Source organism: Streptomyces sp. NPDC057702 (assembly GCF_042799315.1).
GTDB lineage: Bacteria > Actinomycetota > Actinomycetes > Streptomycetales > Streptomycetaceae > Streptomyces.
Window position 1 is genome coordinate 74,175 of sequence record NZ_JBHVJC010000023.1, and the last position, 18,854, is coordinate 93,028.

General features: G+C 75.5%; 8 protein-coding genes. 5 read left to right on the forward strand and 3 right to left on the reverse strand.

Annotation, left to right across the window (positions count from 1 at the left end; translation table 11 throughout):
- Positions 1-70: 70 nt before the first annotated feature.
- The 4 genes from ACFVFR_RS19075 to ACFVFR_RS19090 all read left to right on the forward strand — a co-directional run bounded on the left by ACFVFR_RS19075 (position 71) and on the right by ACFVFR_RS19090 (position 8,563).
- Positions 71-1,399 (forward strand): hypothetical protein, encoded by a 1,329-nt coding sequence (locus ACFVFR_RS19075; RefSeq protein ID WP_383703034.1) that lies wholly within the window; start codon positions 71-73, stop codon positions 1,397-1,399.
- On the forward strand, positions 1,396-5,553 hold the full coding sequence (gene eccCa, locus ACFVFR_RS19080; protein WP_383703036.1) for a type VII secretion protein EccCa: 4,158 nt from the start codon (positions 1,396-1,398) through the stop codon (positions 5,551-5,553). The genes ACFVFR_RS19075 and eccCa overlap by 4 nt, the downstream gene beginning before the upstream one ends.
- A gap of 342 nt (positions 5,554-5,895) precedes the next feature.
- Entirely contained in the window at positions 5,896-7,386 is a 1,491-nt protein-coding gene (locus ACFVFR_RS19085; RefSeq protein WP_383703038.1) for a DUF6177 family protein, read from the forward strand.
- 769 nt (positions 7,387-8,155) lie between these two features.
- Positions 8,156-8,563, forward strand: coding sequence for a hypothetical protein (locus ACFVFR_RS19090; RefSeq protein WP_383703040.1), 408 nt, complete (start codon positions 8,156-8,158; stop codon positions 8,561-8,563).
- A gap of 1,263 nt (positions 8,564-9,826) precedes the next feature.
- Here ACFVFR_RS19090 and ACFVFR_RS19095 read toward each other — a convergent pair.
- The 3 genes from ACFVFR_RS19095 to ACFVFR_RS19105 form a co-directional block, all read right to left on the reverse strand.
- Entirely contained in the window at positions 9,827-10,855 is a 1,029-nt protein-coding gene (locus ACFVFR_RS19095) for a PP2C family protein-serine/threonine phosphatase (RefSeq protein WP_383703127.1), read from the reverse strand.
- A gap of 1,540 nt (positions 10,856-12,395) precedes the next feature.
- Complete coding sequence (locus ACFVFR_RS19100; RefSeq protein WP_383703042.1) at positions 12,396-13,127, reverse strand: S1 family peptidase; 732 nt, start codon at positions 13,125-13,127, stop codon at positions 12,396-12,398.
- 543 nt (positions 13,128-13,670) lie between these two features.
- Entirely contained in the window at positions 13,671-16,625 is a 2,955-nt protein-coding gene (locus tag ACFVFR_RS19105; protein WP_383703044.1) for a protein kinase, read from the reverse strand.
- A 325-nt stretch (positions 16,626-16,950) separates the two neighbouring features.
- Between ACFVFR_RS19105 and ACFVFR_RS19110 the strand changes: the two genes are divergently transcribed.
- Positions 16,951-18,603 (forward strand): hypothetical protein, encoded by a 1,653-nt coding sequence (locus ACFVFR_RS19110; RefSeq protein WP_383703046.1) that lies wholly within the window; start codon positions 16,951-16,953, stop codon positions 18,601-18,603.
- Positions 18,604-18,854 lie beyond the last annotated feature (251 nt).

Below are 18,854 nucleotides of genomic sequence, written 5' to 3' on the forward strand. Positions count from 1 at the left end.
CTCGGTCAAGGAGGTCGTTCCGTACGCCCACGGGGCTGTTCCGTCGTCCCGTACGTTCTGAGAAGGGGCTATGTCGGCAGCGCAGGGGGACTGGCAGGGCGAGGTGTTCCGCGAGTTGGAGGGCGGCGCGCCGCGCGGGGGCGACGCCTCGCGTACCCCGGGCGGGGGCGACGGCGCGCGTACCTTGGACCGGGGTGACGCCCCGCGAGCCGGGCACGACGGCGCCGGCCCGGGGGGGCCGGGCGGAGCAGCGCACGACGTCGGAGCAGCGCACGACGGCCGCGTGGCCGCGCACGACGGCGGGGCCTCGCGGGCGCTCGGCGGCGACCTCGCGCACGTCGCCGGGCGCGTGTCCGCACACCCGCTCGGCGAGCACGCACCCGCACACCCGCCCGCGCCCGGTGGGCCCGCGCCCGTGCCCGTCGAGTCCCAGCCCCAGCCCCAGCCACCGCCGGGTGGGCTCGCGTTGCCCTCGCCCGAGTCCGTGCCGGTGCTGGGGGCCGAGTTCGCGCGGGCGCGGGGGGCGGCGCGGCGGGGGGACGGGGTGGGGCGGCGGTGGGGGCGCGCGGTGGTGCGGCTGGTGTCGTCGGCTGCGCGGGAGAGCGCCGTGGTGACCGAGGCGGCGCGGGCGATCCAGCAGCCGGTGACGACCGGCCGGCAGATCGCGGTGACCAGCATCCGAGGCGGGTGTGGCAAGTCGACCGTGGCGGCGCTGCTGTCGCTGACGTACGCGCACTACCGGAGCGACCCGGTGCTGGCCGTGGAGGCCGATCCGGCGTTGGGCACGCTGCCGCGCCGGTTGGGCGCGACGGAGGTGCGGTGGACGGGCGCGGACCTGGCGCGCATGGTGGACCCGTCGATGCGCCTGACGGACCTCACCGGGTACCTGGTGCCGCACGCGGGAGGCGGCTGGCTGCTGCCGGGGAGCCAGGGCGCGGTGGGGGCGCGGTTCGACGTCGACGCGTACCGGACGGTGATGACGTCCGTGCGGCGCTACTTCGGGACGACGGTGGTGGACTGCGAGACGCTGCCGGCCGTGGTGGCGCGCACGGCGCTGACGACCACCCAGGCCCGGGTGCTGGTGTGCCCGGCCTCCGCGGAGGGGGTGGCGGCCACGCGTGCCGTGCTCGACTGGGTGGGCGGGCTGCACCGCAGCATGCTGCCGAGCACCGTGGTGGTCGTGAACCACACCGTGCCGGACGCCGGTCTCGACGTACGGCGGGCGGTCGAGCGGTTGGCGGACGGGGGCGCGTGCGTGGTGACGATGCCGTACGACCGGCATCTGGCGCCGGGCGGCGAGGTGCGCACGCGCCTGTTGGCGCGGCGGACGGTGGACGCCACCGCGCGCCTGGCCGCGGCCGTGCTGGACCGGGCGATGGCGCGGGAGCGGCGGCGATGAGCGTACGGGTGGTGCACCGGCCCGCGCGGACCACGCGTCCGCTGCCCGCGCCGGCCGAGCGGCGGATCGAGCCGCCGCCCAACCTGCCGGAGGGCAAGGCGGGTTCGGTGGCGACGTCGCTGTTGCCGATGGCGGGCGTGCTCAGCTCCGTGGTGATGATGACGGTGGTGCGCAACAGCCAGTTCGCCGCGATCGGGGCGGTGGTGCTGGTGGTGGCCGTGATCGGTGGCGTGTTCCTGTTGTTCTCGCAGCGGGGCCGGGCGCAGCGCGCGCGACGTACGCAGCGTGAGCGCTATCTGGAGTACCTGGACGGGCTGCGCGAGGAGCTGAGTCGGGAGAACCGCGAGCTGCGGGCCGCCGCGCGGGTGTTGGCGCCGCCGCCGGAGGCGTTGTACGACCTGGTGCGCGATCCCGCCCGGCGGTGGGAGCGGCGCCGGCTCGACCGGGACTTCCTCGACGTGCGGGTGGGGACGGGGCAGGTGCCGGCGCGGGCGCTGGTGATGGAGCGGCAGAGCGGCAGCGTGCTCACGCCGCCGGACCCGTTCATGCTCAACGAGGCGGCCGGGCTCCAGGCGCGGTTCGCCACCGTGCCCGAGGCGCCGTTGACGGTGCCGTTGGACCGGGCGGGCAACGTGAGTGTGATCGGCGAGCGGGAGCAGGTGGTGCGCGTCGCGCGCACCATCGCCCTCCAGGCGGCGGTCGCGCACGCGCCGGACGACGTGGCGTTCGCGCTGGCCGCCCCCGAGGACCGGCTCGCGGACTGGGCGTGGGCCAAGTGGCTGCCGCACTTCCTCGACCCGCGGGAGTGGGACGGCCCGGTGCACGCCCGGCGTATCGCGGCCACGCCGCGTGAGCTGGCCGCCGCGCTCGCCGGCGAGCTGCGCGAGCGCGCGGGGTACGCGGCGGAGGTGCGCCGGGGGCTGGCGGGCCGGGAGGCGCTGCGGCTCGGCAAGCGGTTGCTCCTCGTGCACGACACGTACGGGGCGTCGGCGCACGAGCCACCGCGACCCGACGAGGCGGTCTCGCTGACCGACATGGGCGTGACGGCGCTGCACCTGCTCGCGCGCCGGGTGGACGAGCCGGGGCAGGTCTCGGTGCGCATCACGGTCGGGGCGGACGGGCGCACGGTGGTCGTGGAGGACCTGCGCGGCCCCGAACCGGTGACCACCACGGGCACGTTGGACGAGGTGAGCGCGGCCGGCGCGATGGGCCTGGCCCGGTCGCTGGCGCCGCTGCGGCTGTCGGCCGAGTCCGCCGCCTCGGGTACGCCGCTGTCGGGGCCGGTGGACTTCCCCGAGCTGATCGGCGTGCCGGACCCGGCCGCCCTGGACCTCCCCAGGCTGTGGGCGCCGCGCCGGGACCAGAACTTCCTGCGGGTGCCGATCGGGCTCAGCGACGCGCACGAGCCGGTGTTGCTGGACCTCAAGGAGTCGGCCGAGCTGGGCATGGGCCCGCACGGGCTGTGTGTGGGGGCCACCGGTTCGGGCAAGAGCGAGCTGTTGCGGACCCTGGTGCTGGCGCTGGTGGCCACACACCCGCCCGAGGACCTGGCGATGGTCCTCGTGGACTACAAGGGCGGCGCCACCTTCGCCCCGTTCGCGTCGCTGCCGCACGTCGCCGGGGTGATCACCAACCTGGAGAACCGGGCCGGCCTGGTGGAGCGGGTGCACTCCAGCCTGTCGGGCGAGGTCAAGCGGCGCCAGCGGGTGCTCAAGGACGCGGGGAACGTCGCGGACGTGTCGACGTACGCCGCCACCCGGGCCGAGCGGCCGGAGCTGGGGCTCGACCCGCTGCCGCACCTGTTCGTGGTCATCGACGAGTTCGGCGAACTCCTGACCGCCAAGCCGGACTTCATCGACCTGTTCCTGTCCATCGGCCGCATCGGCCGCTCCATCGGCGTCCACCTGCTGCTGTCCAGCCAGCGCATCGAGGGCGGCAAGCTCAAGGGCCTTGACACCTACCTCTCCTACCGGCTGGGCCTGCGCACCTTCTCGCCCGACGAGTCCCGCACGGTGCTGGACACGACCGACGCCTTCCACCTGCCGCCCATCCCCGGCTTCGGCTACCTGAAGGTGGACACCAGCGCGTACGAGCGGTTCAAGGCGGGGTACGTCTCCGGCCCCTACCGCGGCCCCACCCGGCGCGACACGGACGCCGACGCCGGCCCGGCGGCACTGCCCTACCCCGCGTACAACACGCTCGCCACGCACGACAGCGGGGGCGCGGGGGTGGACGGTGGCCCCGGCGAGGGCGGCGAGGCGTCGGCGGTGCCCGCGCGTCGCACCGTGGGCCCCACCCTGCTCTCGACCCTGGTCGACCAACTCGCCGGAGCGGCGGCCCCGGTGCGCAAGATCTGGCTGCCGCCGCTGCCGGAGCGGCTGACGTTGGACGCGACGGCCGGCCCGGTGCGGGCGGAGGCCAGCGGCATGCGGCTGGCGGGCCGTCCGGGCGGCGGGCCGCTACGGGTCCCGCTGGGCCTGCTCGACGACCCGGCCCGACAGTGGCAGGGGCAGTGGGTCCTGGACCTTACCGTCGCCGGCGGGCACGCCGCCGTCATCGGCGGCCCGGCGGCCGGCAAGACCACGCTGCTGCGCACCCTGGTCCTCTCGCTCGCGCTGGTCCACACGCCACGGGAGGTCGGCATCTACGGCCTGGACCTGGTGGGCGGCGGCCTCCAGGCGATGGCGGGGCTGCCGCACGTCGGCGGGGTCGCCGGCCGCTCCGACCGGGAGCGGGCCGCCCGCACGGTCGAGGAGGTACGCGCCATGCTCACCGCCCGCGAGGAGGTCTTCCGCGAGCACGGCATCGACTCCGTCGACGAGTTGCGCCGCTCGCGCGCCCAGGGCCTGCTGCCCGAGCTGGGCTCGACGGACGTGGTGTTGGTCATCGACGGGTTCGGCGAACTGCGGGAGTCGTTCGAGGAGCTGGACGACGCGGTCACCGAACTCCTCAAGCGCGGCAGCGGGTACGGCATCCACGTGGTGGCCGGCATGCTGCGCTGGAACGAGGTGCGCATCGCCGCCCAGTCCGCCTTCGGCACCCGGATCGAGCTGCGGCTGAACGACCCGTCGGACAGCACGGTGGGCCGGCGCCTGGCCGAGACCCTCACCCCCGACGAGCCGGGCCGCGCGCTGACCGACGCGAAGCTGTTCGCCCAGGTGGCCCTGCCCCGGATCGACGGCCTGGCGTCGGCCGACGCGCTGGGCGCGGCCACCGAGCAGGCGGTGCGGGCGGTGGCCGCCGCGTGGTCGGGCCAGGGCGCGCCGCCGGTGCGGGTGCTGCCCGCCCGGCTCGGCCCGCACCGGTTGCCGGGCCCCGAGGCCGAGCCGCGCCGCGTCCCGCTGGGCCTGGACCAGAACGCGCTCCAGCCGGTGGCGCTCGACCTGTTCCACCGCGACCAGCACCTGTTGGTGTTCGGCGACGGCGAGTGCGGCAAGACCAACCTGCTGCGGCTGGTCGCGCGCGGCCTGATGGCCCGGTACGGGGACGACGAGCTGGTCTTCGCGGTCCTGGACCCGCGCCGTGGCCTGCACAGCCTGGTGCCCGAGGCGTACCGGGGCGGGTACGCGTACAACGCCAACCTGGCGGCCGGGCTCTCCGGCGCCATCGCCACCGAACTCGGCCGGCGCATGCCCGACGACGCGTTGGCGCCCGAGCTGCTGGCGGCGGGCGCGGCCGAGCCGAGCGGGCCCCGCATCGTGGTGCTCGTGGACGACTACGACGTCCTGGCCGTCGCCGGGCAGCAGCCGCTGCAACCCTTCCTGCCGTTCCTGCCCTCCGCCCCCGACATCGGGTTGCACTTCGTGATCACCCGGCGGGTGGCCGGCGCCTCGCGGGCGTTGTACGAGCCGTTCCTGATGACCCTGCGGGAGAGCGGGACCGCCGCCCTGGTGATGACCGGCGACCGGGCGGAGGGCCAGCTCTTCCCCGGCGTGTACGCCCGGGACCAGCCGGTGGGGCGGGGCACGTTCGTACGCCGTGGGGCCGCCCCACGGCTCGTCCAGACCGCGCACATATCCGAGCCGGCACCGTCCGCGGCGGTGCCCGCGCAGACGCGTGTGGCGCGGGAGCGGGCGCCGGGGGCCGGGGAGCGCGAGGCCGCCGCGTGGGAGCGGGACACGTCCGCTTCGCGCGGGTCGGAACGACCGGAGTGACCACGGGGTGGTGGGGGCGGCCTGGGAGGGGAGGGCCGGGGCGGCTGCGGTAGGTGGGGTGGTGAGGGTGACTGGGGTGCAGGGGGCGTCTTGGGTGTGGGGGGTGGCCGGGGTAGCTGTGGCGACTGGTTGCCTGGGGTGAGTGGGGTGAGTGGCTGCCTGGGGTGAGTGGGGCGCTGGGGGTGAGTGAGGTGCCGGGGAGTGGCCCGGCGCATCGTGCTCCGGCGCATCGTGGCGCCCGGGGTGGCTGAGGCAGGTGGGGGCCGGGATGACCGGGATGACCGGCGTGATCCGTACGAGCGGCACGATCCGAACGAGGGGACGAGCACAGGTGAGCACCGCATGACCAAGGACGTGATCGCGCTCACCGAGCGCATGCCCGACACCTGGAGTCTGCTGGCCGGGCTGCTCTCCGGCGGCCCGGACGCCACTGTGGCCACTGTGGCCGACGGCGCTGTCGTCCAGCTCGGCGACGCCGACGGCCGCCCGCTGGCCTCCGTCGAGGCGCCCCGGCTGGTCCGGGTGCCGACCGAGGTGGCCCGGCTGCTCGGGGTGCGGGCGGCGGGGCCGGTGTGGTGGACGGAGGTCAGGGCGGCCACGGCCGCCGAGCGGTCCGGTGAACTGGCCGGTGTCATCGCCTCCCGGCTCGTGGCCCAACTCGGCGGCCGGGTCTGGCCGGCCGACGCGGCCGTCACCGACCTCGGCCGGCCCCTCCCCGACCTGGCCAGCGCCGCCGCGCCGGCCGCCGACCAACCGGCCGTGGACGTACTGAGCGAGCGGGCGGCCGTCGTCATCCAGGACCGGCCGCTGGTCGCGATGACGTCGTGGCTGGCGGAGGCGTTGCGCGCCGCGACGGTCAGCGACCGCGGGTTCCAGCTCGTGACGCCCGCCGGCGCGCGCCTGACCCTCCCCACCCGGGCCGCGCTGGCGGGCCTGCCACACCGCTGGATCGTCGGCGACGGGACCAGCGGCTACTACGACGGGCTGTCCGGGACGACGCTGCGCTGGTCGGACGGCGCGTTCGTCCCGGCCGGTACGACCGCGCCCGCCTTCCTGGCCGGGCCCGGCCAGGAGCAGCCCGGCAGCCAGCTCGCGCTGACCTTCCGTACGCGCGAGCCGGCCGAGGCGGACCTGTTGTTGGGCGGCGCGTTGGAGACCGCGTGGCGGCACCTGACGGGCGTGCCGCCGCACGGGTGGGGCAGCGCGGAACCGGCGGGGCAGCCCTGGTCGCGGACGGAGCTGACCGACTTCGTGCGGGCCCGCGCGCCCGAGCCGACCTGGACGGTGGCCGTCGGCGGCGCGGACCGCCCGGCCCTGGCGACACTGCGCACGCGACCCACCACGAGCGGCGTCGAGGAGGAGGCGACCCTGACCCTCGGCTACCGGGAACCCGGGGAGGAGCCCGACCCGGCGCGCTTCGTCGACCTCGCGGGGGAGCTCGCGGCCGAGCACGGGCTGGTCTCCCTGCTGGTGCAGCGCCGCGCCGCGCGGGCCGACCTCACAGTGCCGCCGACGCTGGAGGGCGCGCCCACGGTGCTGGGCTTCGCGGTCGGCCGCGAGGACGTACGCGCCGCCGGCGTCACCCGTGCCCGCCGCCCCCCGCTGCCAGCCCGCCCCGTCCAGCTCGGCCCGCTGGACCGCGCGGCCTTCTACTACCCCTTCCCGGACACCACGCCGGGCGCGGGCTGGGACGCGCTCGAAGCCCTGGTCACCCACCTGCGCGACGCGGCGTTCCCACGGGGGGCGCTCGCGCTGGGCGAGGGCGAGGGGGGTGGGGGTGTGGGCCAGGGGGGTCGGGCCCAGCCCGGGGGAGCCCCTCCTGGTGGGGGCTGAGGACGGGGGTGCTCGCGTTCGGATGGTGTGGGCCCGGCCTGCCGGGGGCGGGCCGGTGGGGTCGGCCTCGTGAGGCCCAGCCTGGTGGGTCTCCACCTGGTGAGGCCGGGTTGGGTGGGGGCTGAGCGGGGGCTCGCGACCGGTGGGGGTGTGGGGTGTGGTGTGGGGGCCGGCCTGGTGGGTCTCCACCTGGCGAGGCTAGGTTTGGTGGGGGCTGAGCACGGGGTGCTCGCGTTCGGGGAGGTGGCTCGGCTTGTGGGGTGGGCCGGTGGGGCCCGGCCTGGCGAGGCCCACCCTGGCGAGGCTCGGTCGGGTGGGGGCCGAGGCGGAGGGGGCTGAGCACAGGGAGTGCTCGCGCTTGGTGGGGGAGTGGGGCGTGGGTGTGGGGGTCGGCCTGGCGGGGGTCTGGTCAGCGGGGGGTCTGGTGAGGCTGAGCTTCGTGCGGTCGGTTGAGTGGGCTTCGGGCTTGCGAGAGGTCGGCCGGGTGGGGCGCGCGGGGTGGTGCGGCGTGGGAGGTAGGGGTGGTGCGGCGGGGACAGGGGGTGTGCGGGGGGCTCGTGGGGGGTGGTCGGTTGGAGCCCGCAGGGGACGCCGGGAGGCGTGGCAGGCATCATGATGGGGCACCTCACGCGACGATGCGGAACGGGGTAACCCGGTGCGGGCGCGTGCGCGAGGCGGCTGTTGTTCCTGAGGCAGACACCCGCCGTGCCCGGCGGCGGACGTGTTCCCGACCGGCTGGCACGGCCCGAACCGTCGGGGGGAAACCGCGATGACGGTGGAGTGGCACCGCTTCCACGCGCAGACCAGACCCGTTCCCGAACCCCTCACCACGCCGCGGGTGCTGGGTGTCGCGTACGCCGCGGCGTGCGTACTGGTCGCGGTGCTGTGGGCGCTCGGCCTGCTGGCGGACCCGAGCACCGTGCTGGTCGTGCTCTGCGCACTGGCCGTCGGGCTCGGTGGGTGCGCCCGCCTGGCCGCGGCCCCGGGCATAGCCGTGGTCTGCTGGATCTTCCTCAACAGCGCGGCGATCACCCCGCGCGGACGGTTGAGCTGGGCCGGCTACCCGGACGCGGGCCGGATCGGGTTCCTGCTCGCCGCCGCGGTGCTGGGCACGCTCATCGGACGACTCAGCCACGCGCGGCGAGCCTACCGTCGCACGACGACGGGCACCGGCTGACCCGCCCCCGACGTTGGCGCTGGGCGCCGCGCCCCACCCGCCGTCAGGCGCCATGTGCTCCGAGCCTGACCCCCGACGCCCGGAGCTGGCGCCCCGAACCCCGCCCCCGCGTCAGAGTCCCGCGTTGCCGTGGCCTCACCCGACGCGAGGGTCCCGCGGGCGCTGAGCCGCATCCGACGTGAGGGTTGGCCACCTACGTGCCCCGAGCCACACCCGACGCAAGAGTGGGACACCTCCGCGCCCCGAGCCTGACCCGGTGTCAGGGTGTCGCGTGTCCTGGGGCCCGCCCTCACGTCTGGGTTCCGCGTTGCCGTGGCCTCACGCGACGTAGGCGACGGGCAGATCCCCCACTCTGGCCCCGCGTCGGAGTGCCCCGCGCCCGGCGGGCCATGCTCGTTGCAGGCCCCCACGGCCTCGCGAACCTCACCCGACGTCAGGGTGTTGCGTGTCCTGGGGCCCGCCCTCACGTATGGGTTCCGCGTTGCCGTGGCCTCACGCGACGTGAGGGTTGGGCGCCTTCGTGCCCCGAGCCTGACCCGGGGTCGGGGTGTCGCGTGCCCTGGGGCCCGCCCTCACGTATGGGTTCCGCGCTGTCGTGGCCTCACGCGACGTAAGGGTTGGGCGCCTTCGTGCCCCGAGCCCCATCCGACGTCGGGGTGTCGCGTGCCCTGAGCCTGCCCTCACGTCAGGGCTCTGCGCACTAGCGATCCTCACCCGGCGTAAGCGGCGGGCAGATCCCCCACTCTGGCCCCGCGTCGGAGTGCCCCGCGCCCGGCGGGCCATGCCCGGTGCAGCTCCCACGCCCTCGCGAGCCCCACCCGGGGTCGGGGTGTCGCGTGTCCTGAGCCCGCCCCCGCGTCTGGGTTCCGCGGTGTCGTGGCCGCATCCGACGTGAGGGTTGGCCACCTACGTGCCCCGAGCCCCACCCGACGCAAGAGTGGGACACCTCCGCGCCCCGAGCCTCACCCGGTGTCAGGGCGTCGCGTGTCCTGGGACCCGTCCCGCGTCAGGGCTCTGCGCACTAGCGAACCTCACCCGACGTAGGGGTTGGGCAGACCCGCGCCCCCGCCCTCACCCCGCGTCAGGGTGCCCCGCGCCCCGCGCTGCGGCAAGCCTCACCCGACGTAAGGGTTGAGCACACCCGCACCCCCACTCTCACCCCGCGTCAGGGTGCCCCGCGCCCCACGCCCCGCGCTGCGGCAAGCCTCACCCGGCGTCAGGGTGCCCGTGTTCTGGGTCTCACCCCGCGTCAGGCCCCCCCCGTCAGCCCCCGCCAGGGTGCAAGGTGGGGGTGTCCGTTCGGTAGCGGACCAGGAGCATGGCCGCGTCGTCGTGGGGTGGGCCCGCCGTGTGGGTGACCAGGTCGCGGCGGAGGGCGGCCACCGCGGCCTCGGGGTCGGGCTCCAGGAGGAGGGCGGCACGTTGGTGGAGCGGGTAGAACCGGTCGTCGGCGTCGCGGGCCTCGCTCACGCCGTCGGTGTAGAAGAGCATCTGGTCGCCGGGTACGAAGTCCACGGTGTGCGGGCGCGGGCCCTTCATCCCCTGCAGGGCGAGGCCGAGAGGCAACGACCGCTCGGGCGGCGGGAGGTAGGTCGAGGTGCCGTCGCGGCGTACCAGCAGCGGGGCCGGGTGGCCGTAGTTCAGCAGGGTCATCGACAGGTCGGGGCCGGTCTCGGCGAGTACGGCCGTCACGAACTTCTCCGCCGTCAGATGCCGGTCCAGCGCGTGTTCGAGGCGGTCTCCGACGCCGGTCAGGGCCGGCTCGTCGTAGGCGGCCTCGCGGAACGCGCCGAGGACGACCGCCGCCGTCTCCACCGCCTCAAGGCCCTTGCCCTGGACGTCGCCCACGATGGTCCGCACCCCGTACGGCGTGGCCACCACCTCGTACAGGTCGCCCCCGATACGGGCCTCGGCCATCGCCGAGGTGTACGAGACGGCGACGCGCAGCGGGCCGGCGGCGAAGGGCACCGGGCGCAGCAGGACGCGCTGCGCGACCTCGGCGATCGAGCGCATGCTGGCCAGCTCCTCCTCACGTCGTTGCCGCATCACCGCCGCGAACAGGCCGGCCACCGTGACGCCGGCGACCGTGATCAGGGCGGTGATGCCCCGCCGGTGGGCCAACAGGTCGTCGTAGACGCCGAGTCCCGTGGTCAGCGCGAGTGCCAGGGCGCCGATCCACGCGGTGCGCTGCCAGCCGCCGACGAGCCCGGCGAACGCGGGGCCCAGTGATATCAACGGCAGGTACCGCACGCTCGCGCCCGCGGTGACGTCCACCACGGCCACGACCGTCATGACCACGTACGGGATCGCCGACAGCACGCGGGAAGGCCGATTCACTGCCGTCACCGGATACGTGACCTTTCGTCGGGAGAGGCGCGCCTCGGGGACACCTGCCGGTCCGGTCGCCCAGTGGGAGCGGGAAGCGGAGGGGTGCGCTGATGGGCGCGCTGCGCGGAACGTACGGTGAGGACAGCGAGCGCTTACCATCCCCCACCTGAGTGTGCACCGTTCGCCGGGCTTTCGCCCCCTCCTTCCCGCACCCGATCCACCTGCCCCGCCCCTCGCACCCGCGCGGGCGCCGGGCGTGGGGGCGGCAGGGGCACGCGCCGGGGGCGGCCCGCCCCCGAACGGCCCGCGCGCGTCCCGGCGGTGCGCGACGCGCCACCGGCGCTCCCGAACCCACCCCGGGCGCCGGCCGCTCACGCCGCGCCGCCGGCGTCCGCCGGGTACGCGCACGGGCGGGGGCGGCGCGTACGGGACGGGGGCCGGTACGTGGACGGAGCGGGAGGTGGGGCCGGGGGCCGGGGCGTGCTGGGGGTGGCGTGGTGTGCGGGCGGGGCGCCGTGGCGACCGTCGGCGACGGGCCGGCGCAGTGATCCGGGTGGGTCGTGGGTGGCGCGGGGAGTACGCCCCGGTGAGTTACGGCCGGGTGGGCCTCGGGCAGGGAGTCACCGTCCGCTGGGTGGTCAACCTGACGAGGCCGACGGTCCGACGCGGGCCGTAGCGCGGGAGTGGCCCCGTCCGACGGACGCCACGACCGGTCGTCGCCCGGAGACCGTCCGGTCCGTCGCGGCCGGGGCCCGGTGGTGGCCCCGATGGTAAGCGCGGTCACTGTGCGCGATCCGGTGGGGCGGCCCACCCTGACGAGACCGTGATCCAGTGACCGTCCAACCCGACGGGTGTGTGACCCGGTCGGTGCCGGCCGGGCGGGGCCGTCGCCCGTCACCGTAACCCTTCGCCTGCCAGCGCCGGCCGAGCCTCGTCGGCGGCCCGCCCGGGCAGGGGCTGGGACCAGCCGCCCCCCGAGGGGCAGCCCGCCCTGGGGCCGGCCCCGACCCGCCAGCCCTGACGGCGGCCCACTTCGACAACGGCCGGGACGAGTCCGACGGGAACAGCTCACCCCGGCGGCGACCGAGTCCAGTCGGGCCCGCGAAGCAGCTCACCCCGACGGCGACAGCTGAAGCCGGCCGCCGCCACGAGCCGGAGCCAGCCGGACCGAGCGACGGGGCGACAGCGCGACGGGCGGAGTCAGCCGTTCCAACCCGAGGGCGGTCCGGCCCGCCGAGGTCGTGTACCGGTGGGAGCGGGCTCCGTCGGACGCGGGGCGGATGCGCCCTCCGGAGCTGGGGCCGGGGCGAGGTGGGTGGTGCGCGGGGTGCGCGGGGGGTGGTGCGGGCGCCGGTCGGTCGCCGCCGCGTCGACCGGCGCCCGGACGGGAGCGAGGGCACCGCCCGTACGGGGCCCCGGGCGGGGACAGCCGTACGGGGCGGTGCCCCCGACCCGTGGCGTTCCGTCAGCGCGCGTCACCGCGCGCGGCGGGCAGGGGCGCTGCTCAGACGCCCGCGACCTGCTTGATCCACGAGCGGTACGCCGTCACGTTGGTGTACGCCGTGGTGGTCTGGCGGTCGCTGGTGGAGGCCACGCCGACCTGGATGCCGTTGGCCATCATCGGGCCGCCCGAGTCGCCACCGGCGGTGATGCCGTTGCCGCGACGGGCGCAGATCGCCTGGCCGTTGTACGCGTCGGTGCAACCGCCGGAGACGGTCACGTTCGCGACCTTGAGGAACTGCGACTGGCAGTTGATCTCCGAGCCGCACTGGGACGTGGCGCCCCAGCCGTAGACCTGGACGCTCTGGCCCACGTTGACCGAGCCCGGCTGGCCGAGCTGCGCGTACGTCGCCTGCACGGAGCGGTCGAGGCGGACCAGGGCCAGGTCGGACGACGGGCTGGTGACCGTCTGCACGCCGTTGGCCGTGGTGCCGCCGCTGGTCTGGTCGAGGCTACCGATGCGGAACGAGAGACCACCGCCGGTCACACAGTGCTTGGCGGTCAGAATCCAGTTGGCCGAAATGATGGTGGAGGTGCAGGTCTGCCTCCCGTTGGAGAACAGGCGGGCGGCCCAGGGGCCACTCTGCGCGTAACCGCCACCAATGATCTTGGTTTCCACGCTGCTCGGGGCCGTGGGCTTGGGCTGCTCGGCGGCGGAGGCGGTGGTGGCGCCGGCGAGGGTGAGGACGGAGGCCGAAGCGGCTACGAGTGCGGGGATCAACCTGGATATACGCAAGGTTCCTCGTTTCCGAAGACGCGCGATTTCTCGGGCGTCGGTTGCCAGGGGGCTACCAGGATTCCGAAACCTTGTTGAAGCGGGTAGTAACAATTTTCCATAACACGCGGATATAGCTCGCGCGGCCCCGAGGCGAGGTGCGCGGCGCGTCCGGATAACCCGTCGCACCCGGTGTGGACATGAAGCGTCGCAGGTCAACGAGATTGTGCGGGGTTGTTCTCGGGCAGCCGGGCACGCTCCCCGATTGCCCTCTTTCGCGGCGTAAGCGACGGAAAGGCGGGAGAATCGCGCTCGTCCTCGCCGTGTCCGTGCACGGGGCTTTGTGTTTCCTGAATGTGGATTTGTGTTTCTTGGCCGGTAAAGCGCTAGGTGGCCGGAATGAGGTGGTCGATGGTTTTCGCTGGTCGCGGTGCGTACGGTCCGGCCGGGGCCGGGCGTATTTCCCGTATTCCTTGAGGAGTTGACGTCGAAAGGGGGCCGGTAGGTTCCCTCGCGATAACTTCCGAACAGTGCGCGGTCGCCGCGCGCCCCGCCCGTACCCGGTCAGCCGATACGGGTGAAGGGGGTCATGTCGGTCTGGAAGCCGGTGGTCCGGTAGAGGTTGCCGTCGCTGTCGAAGGCGAACGAGGACGCGTTGTCCCCGGGGCAGTAGCCGGTGGAGGCGGGTGTGGCCACGTCGGTGGGGCCCACCGACACCCGCTTGCCGCCCTCGTCCACCGAGACCAGCCGGGCCGTGGACTCACAGTGCCCGGCGCCGTCCCAGCTCAGTGTGATCGCGTGCTGGCCGGGCGACGCCTGACGGACCACCAGCCGCTGGGAGACCGGCCCCGCGTAGTTCTTGCGCTCCCAGGTGCCCAGGTAGCGCTGCGGGATCGCGCCCGAGGAGGTGGGGCGGGACGTGGGCGGCCGGTCGCCGTCGGAGTCGCCGCCGGCGGGGCGGTCGGCCGTGCCCTCCGGCGCGTCGTCCCCGCCGCCGGACTGGTCGGCCGCGTCGCCGCCGACGGGCCGCTCGTCGCCCCGCGCGTCCCGCGAGGGGCTCGCGCCCCCGGCATCCGTGTCACCGTCCTTCTTCGCGTCGGCGCCCTGGCCGGCGTCGTCCCGCTGGTCCTTGTCCGCGTCCCTGGCCTCGTCCTTCTTCCGCCGCTCACGCTGGTCGTCCGCGCTGCGGCTGGCGGACGGCGCGGGCGAGGCGGCGACGGGCGCGGTCGGAGTGGGCGTGGTGCGCCCCCCGGCCTGGGTGCCCTTGTCGTCACCCCGGCTGAGCAGGGTCGCGATACTGGCTGTGGCGACGACGGCGAGCACCACCGTGGCGATCACCCATCCGTTACGCCATCGGCTCCGCCCGCCCCCGCCCCCGCCCCTGGCCCCGCTCCCGGCCGCGTCGCCCGAGCCGGTGGCCCGCGCGGCGGTGGTCGGCCCCGCCGGGGCCGGCTGTGCCGAGGGGGTTGGCTGTGCCGGCGAGGCTGGCTGTGCTGACGGGGCCGGTTGTGCTGGAGCGGTGGCCCGCTCGGTCGCGGGGCGCGTCGCTGCGGCGCCCACGGGTTCCGCCACGGGCGGCATGGGGCCAGCGGGCGCGATGGCGGAGTCGGCCGCTGGGCCGGCGCCGGCCGGGTCGACCGGCCCGGCCTCCGAGGCCGCCGACCCCGCCTCCGAAGCCGCCGGCCCTGACGAGGGGCCGTTCCCGGCCACTTCGCCGGGCCGTACGACTGCGGCTGGCGCCGCGTCGTGGGCTGACCCTGACGCGGGGTTGGGGTGAGCGTCTGGGGTTGGCCCTGACGTGAGGTTGGGGTGAGCGTCCGGGGTTGGCCCTGACGCGGGGTTGGGGCCTGACGCGGGGTTGGGGCCTGACGTGGAGATGGGCCCTGATGTGGGGGTGGGCCCTGATGTCGGGGTGGGTCGGGCGGCCTGGGCTGGCCCTGACGTAAGGGCTGAGCCTGACGCGGGGTCGGGGTGGGCCGTCGGGGCTGGCCGTGACGTCGGAGTGGGGTTCGGCAGCGCGGGCGACGCCTCGGCGGACGCGCCGCCCGCCGCCCCCTCGGCGGAGGCCGCCCCGTAGCCCGCCGGAACGGCGCCGGACGACTCCCCGTCGGTGGAGCGTGCCTCGGCGGGCTCCGCACCGGCCGACACACTCCGACCGGCAGCCGCGCTCACACCCGCCGACGCCCCCGCGCCGGCCGGCACCCCCTCACCCGCTGGCGCCGGCGCCGGTGCCGACGCGTCCGCAGACGTACCCCGACCCGCCGACACGCTCGCATCCGCCGACGTACCGGCACCCGCCGACACGCTCGCATCCGCCGACGTACCCGCATCCGCCGACGCGCTCGCACTCGGCGACACACCCTCACCCGCTGGTGTCGGCACACCCTCGGGCGTGCTGGCACTCGTCGTCGCGGGCACACCCGCACCCGTGCCACCACTCGTCGGCGCGGGGGCCCCCGCGCCCGCGCCCGCGTCCGCCCCCGCGCCGGCCGGCGTGAGGCCGACCGTCGGCCGGTCCGCGGGTGGGGTGGCGGCAGCCGGCTGGCTGGGGCTGGGTGAGGTGGCGGGGGCCTCCGCGTCGAGAAGGCGGGCCGCCTGCCGCGCGATGCGGGCCAGCAGCGTCGGGGGGAGCCAGGCGCCGGCGGCGCTCTCGGGCCGGGGGCGGGCCGGGTCCGCGAGGAGGTCGGCCACGGCGGGGCGGTCGGCGGGGTTCTTGGCCAGGCAGCGGGCGATCAGCGCGCGTAGCGCCTTGTCCCGTACGGGGGCCAGGTCGGGCGCGTGTTGGACGATGCGGAACATCACCGCGTGCTGGTTCGGGGCGCCGTGCCCGAACGGCAGCCGCCCCGTCGCCGCGTACATCGTCACGCAGCCGAGCGCGAAGACGTCGGCCGAGGGACCCACGGCCTCGCCGACGACCTGCTCGGGCGCCATGAACCCGGGCGAGCCGATCACCATGCCGGTGCTGGTCAGCAGGGACTCGACGGAGGGTTGCAGGGCGCGGGCGATGCCGAAGTCGATGACCCGTGGGCCCTCGACAGTGAGCAGCACGTTGGACGGCTTGAGGTCGCGGTGCACGATGCCGGCGCCGTGAATGCCCTGGAGCGCCCGCGACAGGCCCTCGACCAGCGCGTACACCGACGGGCCGGGCAGTGGGCCGTGTTCGCGTACGACCTGTTCCAGCGACGGGCCCGGTACGTACCCGGTGGCCACCCAGGGGCGGCGCGCGTCCGGGTCGCCCTCCAGGACCGGTGCCGTGAACCGTTCGCCGACCCGCCGCGCCGCGTTCACCTCGCGCCGGAAGCGGGCCCGGAACTCGCTGTTCGTCGCGTGCTCCTCGTGCACGACCTTGACCGCGACGGTCCGGCCGCCGGCCGAGCGGGCCAGGTAGACCCGGCCCATGCCCCCGGACCCGAGCCGGCCGAGCAGGACGTAGGGGCCGATGCGGGGCGGGTCGGACGGAGTGAGCGGTGCTATGCCGCTGATGCCGTCACCCCGGCCGTCGTCGTGGTCGTCGTGCATGACGGACTGATCCCCCGATCGCCCCTGTGTGGTCGCCCGGCGCGCGAGCGCCGAACTCGGAGGCAGGATAGACGTCGTCGTGATCCACGACGAAGCGCCCCCGGCGTCGTCACCACCGCCGCCACCTGCGCGGCGGCCCGGTTCGTACGCCACACCGGCCTCTCACGCGGGCGCCGCGCGGCCGGGCCGCGCGCCGTCGACGGCCGCCGCGCTCCGCCGCGTAGGCGCACCGCCACGGTCTGTCGCGCCGGCGCGGCGGACGGCGGACGGACGGAAGTGGCCGTTGCGGGCGCGCGTGCCGGCTGGGCCTGCCACGCTGGGCACCGTGAAGTACGCGGTGAGTGTGGACGCTCAGATAGCCAGCGGGGGCCCCGAACTGGACCCCCTGCACCGAGTGGGCGTCGTGGCCCTGCTGGAGCGCGGGTTCGAGTCGGTGGAGGCCATCGACGGACCCGACGGCGTGGAAGTGGAGGTGCTCGACACCTTCGTCGGCGTGCACCCCGGCGGTGCGCTGATGAAGGTCTTCGTGGACGCTCCGATGCTGGAGTTGGCCGAGGAGGCGGTGCGCTCGCTGGTGGACGAGCTGCTGGAGCGCTCGGAGCTGCTGGCCGAGTGGACGATCGCGCGGTGCGCCGTCGAGCTGCACGCCGACCTCGCCAAGGAGAGCCTGGACGCGGCGCTCGGCCCCGGCGCCCCGCCCGACGACCTGGCCTCCCGGCGCGCGCGGCTCAGCGGCCAGGACGGCCCGGGGACGACGGCCGAGGCGCCCGTCGACGCGGTGGACGCGCTGGCCATGCGCGAGACGTTCGACGCGTTGGCCGACCGGCTGCGGGCCTTCGGCTCGGAGGACTTCGGCGGGCCCGCGACGGAGCGGGCCGGCGAGGGAGCGAACGGGTCGGCCGGATCAGCCGGTTCGAGCCGCTCGGGTGGCCGGGGCGGGGACGGGGTCGGGCTCGTGGCCGTCGTCTCGACAGCCGAGGCACGCCTGGCGGCGGGCGCGCTCGTGTACGGCATGGACCTGCTGCTCGACGAGCTGTTCCAGGACGTGTGCGCGCTGGACGAGGACGGCGGCAGCGTCGCCGACTGCGACGAGCCGATGTGGCTGCTGGACGAGCTGCCCCGGCGCTACGCCCTGCGCTACGACGCCCGCTTCGCCCGCCGCTTCCTGGTCACCGCCATCGCCCTGACCACCCGCTTCACCCAGGACACCTTCGAGCGGCTGAGCTGTGTGGCCGAGGAGTTGGCACTGCGGCTGCTGCTGCGCGAGGCGGAGATCGCCCTCGACCTGTTCGGCCTACTGGACGACGGCGTCGCGCTGGCCCTGGAGTGCTTCGCCGACGCGGTGTACGAGGACATGAACCACGAGTGGCTGTACGACGACTCGATGGACGGCATCGACGAGAGCCCCGTCGGCGCCTACCTCGGCGTCGCCCCCATGGGCATCGCGCGTTGGTTCACACCGTTCGACCCCGAGCGCTACGTCCACCCGTACGCGGCCGACGACCCGGAAGCGGACCCCGACCCCGACACCGACCCCGAACTGAGCTCGGCCCTTGACCCCGACCTGGACGCGGAACTGGACGAGGGCCTCGACGCGGACATCGACACGGCCCCTGACACGACCCCTGACACCGAACCGGGCCCCACACTGGGCTCCGCCCCGCACCCCGAGCCAGGCCCCGAGCCGCACCCCGAACCGGGCCCCGAGCCGGCCACGGACCCGGACACGGAGGCCGGGTCAGGCTCCACCTCCGACGTTCACCGTGGCTCCGACCCGGACGCCGCCTCGGGCCCGGACGCCGACCACCGTGGCTCCGACCCGGACGCCGACCTTGGCTCTGACTCGGGTACGCCCCCGAGCGCCGGCTCGGCTTCCGGCTCGGAAGGTGCCCCAGGCCCGGGAGCCGACGCCGATCCCGATGCCGATCCCGATGGCGGGTCCGCCGACCCTGACGAGGGGGCCGCTGGACCCGGCTAGCCGAGCTGCGCCGTCGGGGATGTGCCCCCGCGTTCGCGGGCATCCGCAGGTATGACCGGCACCCCCCGTGCCTGCGGGTCGGCCCCCGTCGTGGGGCCTAGCGCCACGGCCCAGAGCTCCCCCGGGGCCGCCGGGTACGGCACCGCGACATGCGGGGTCCTCAGCTCTCGCGGCCCCAACTCCCTTATGCGGCGCAAGGTATGGTCAGCGCTCGTGACAGGAAGCCAGGGCGGGCGACTGCGGTGCCAGGC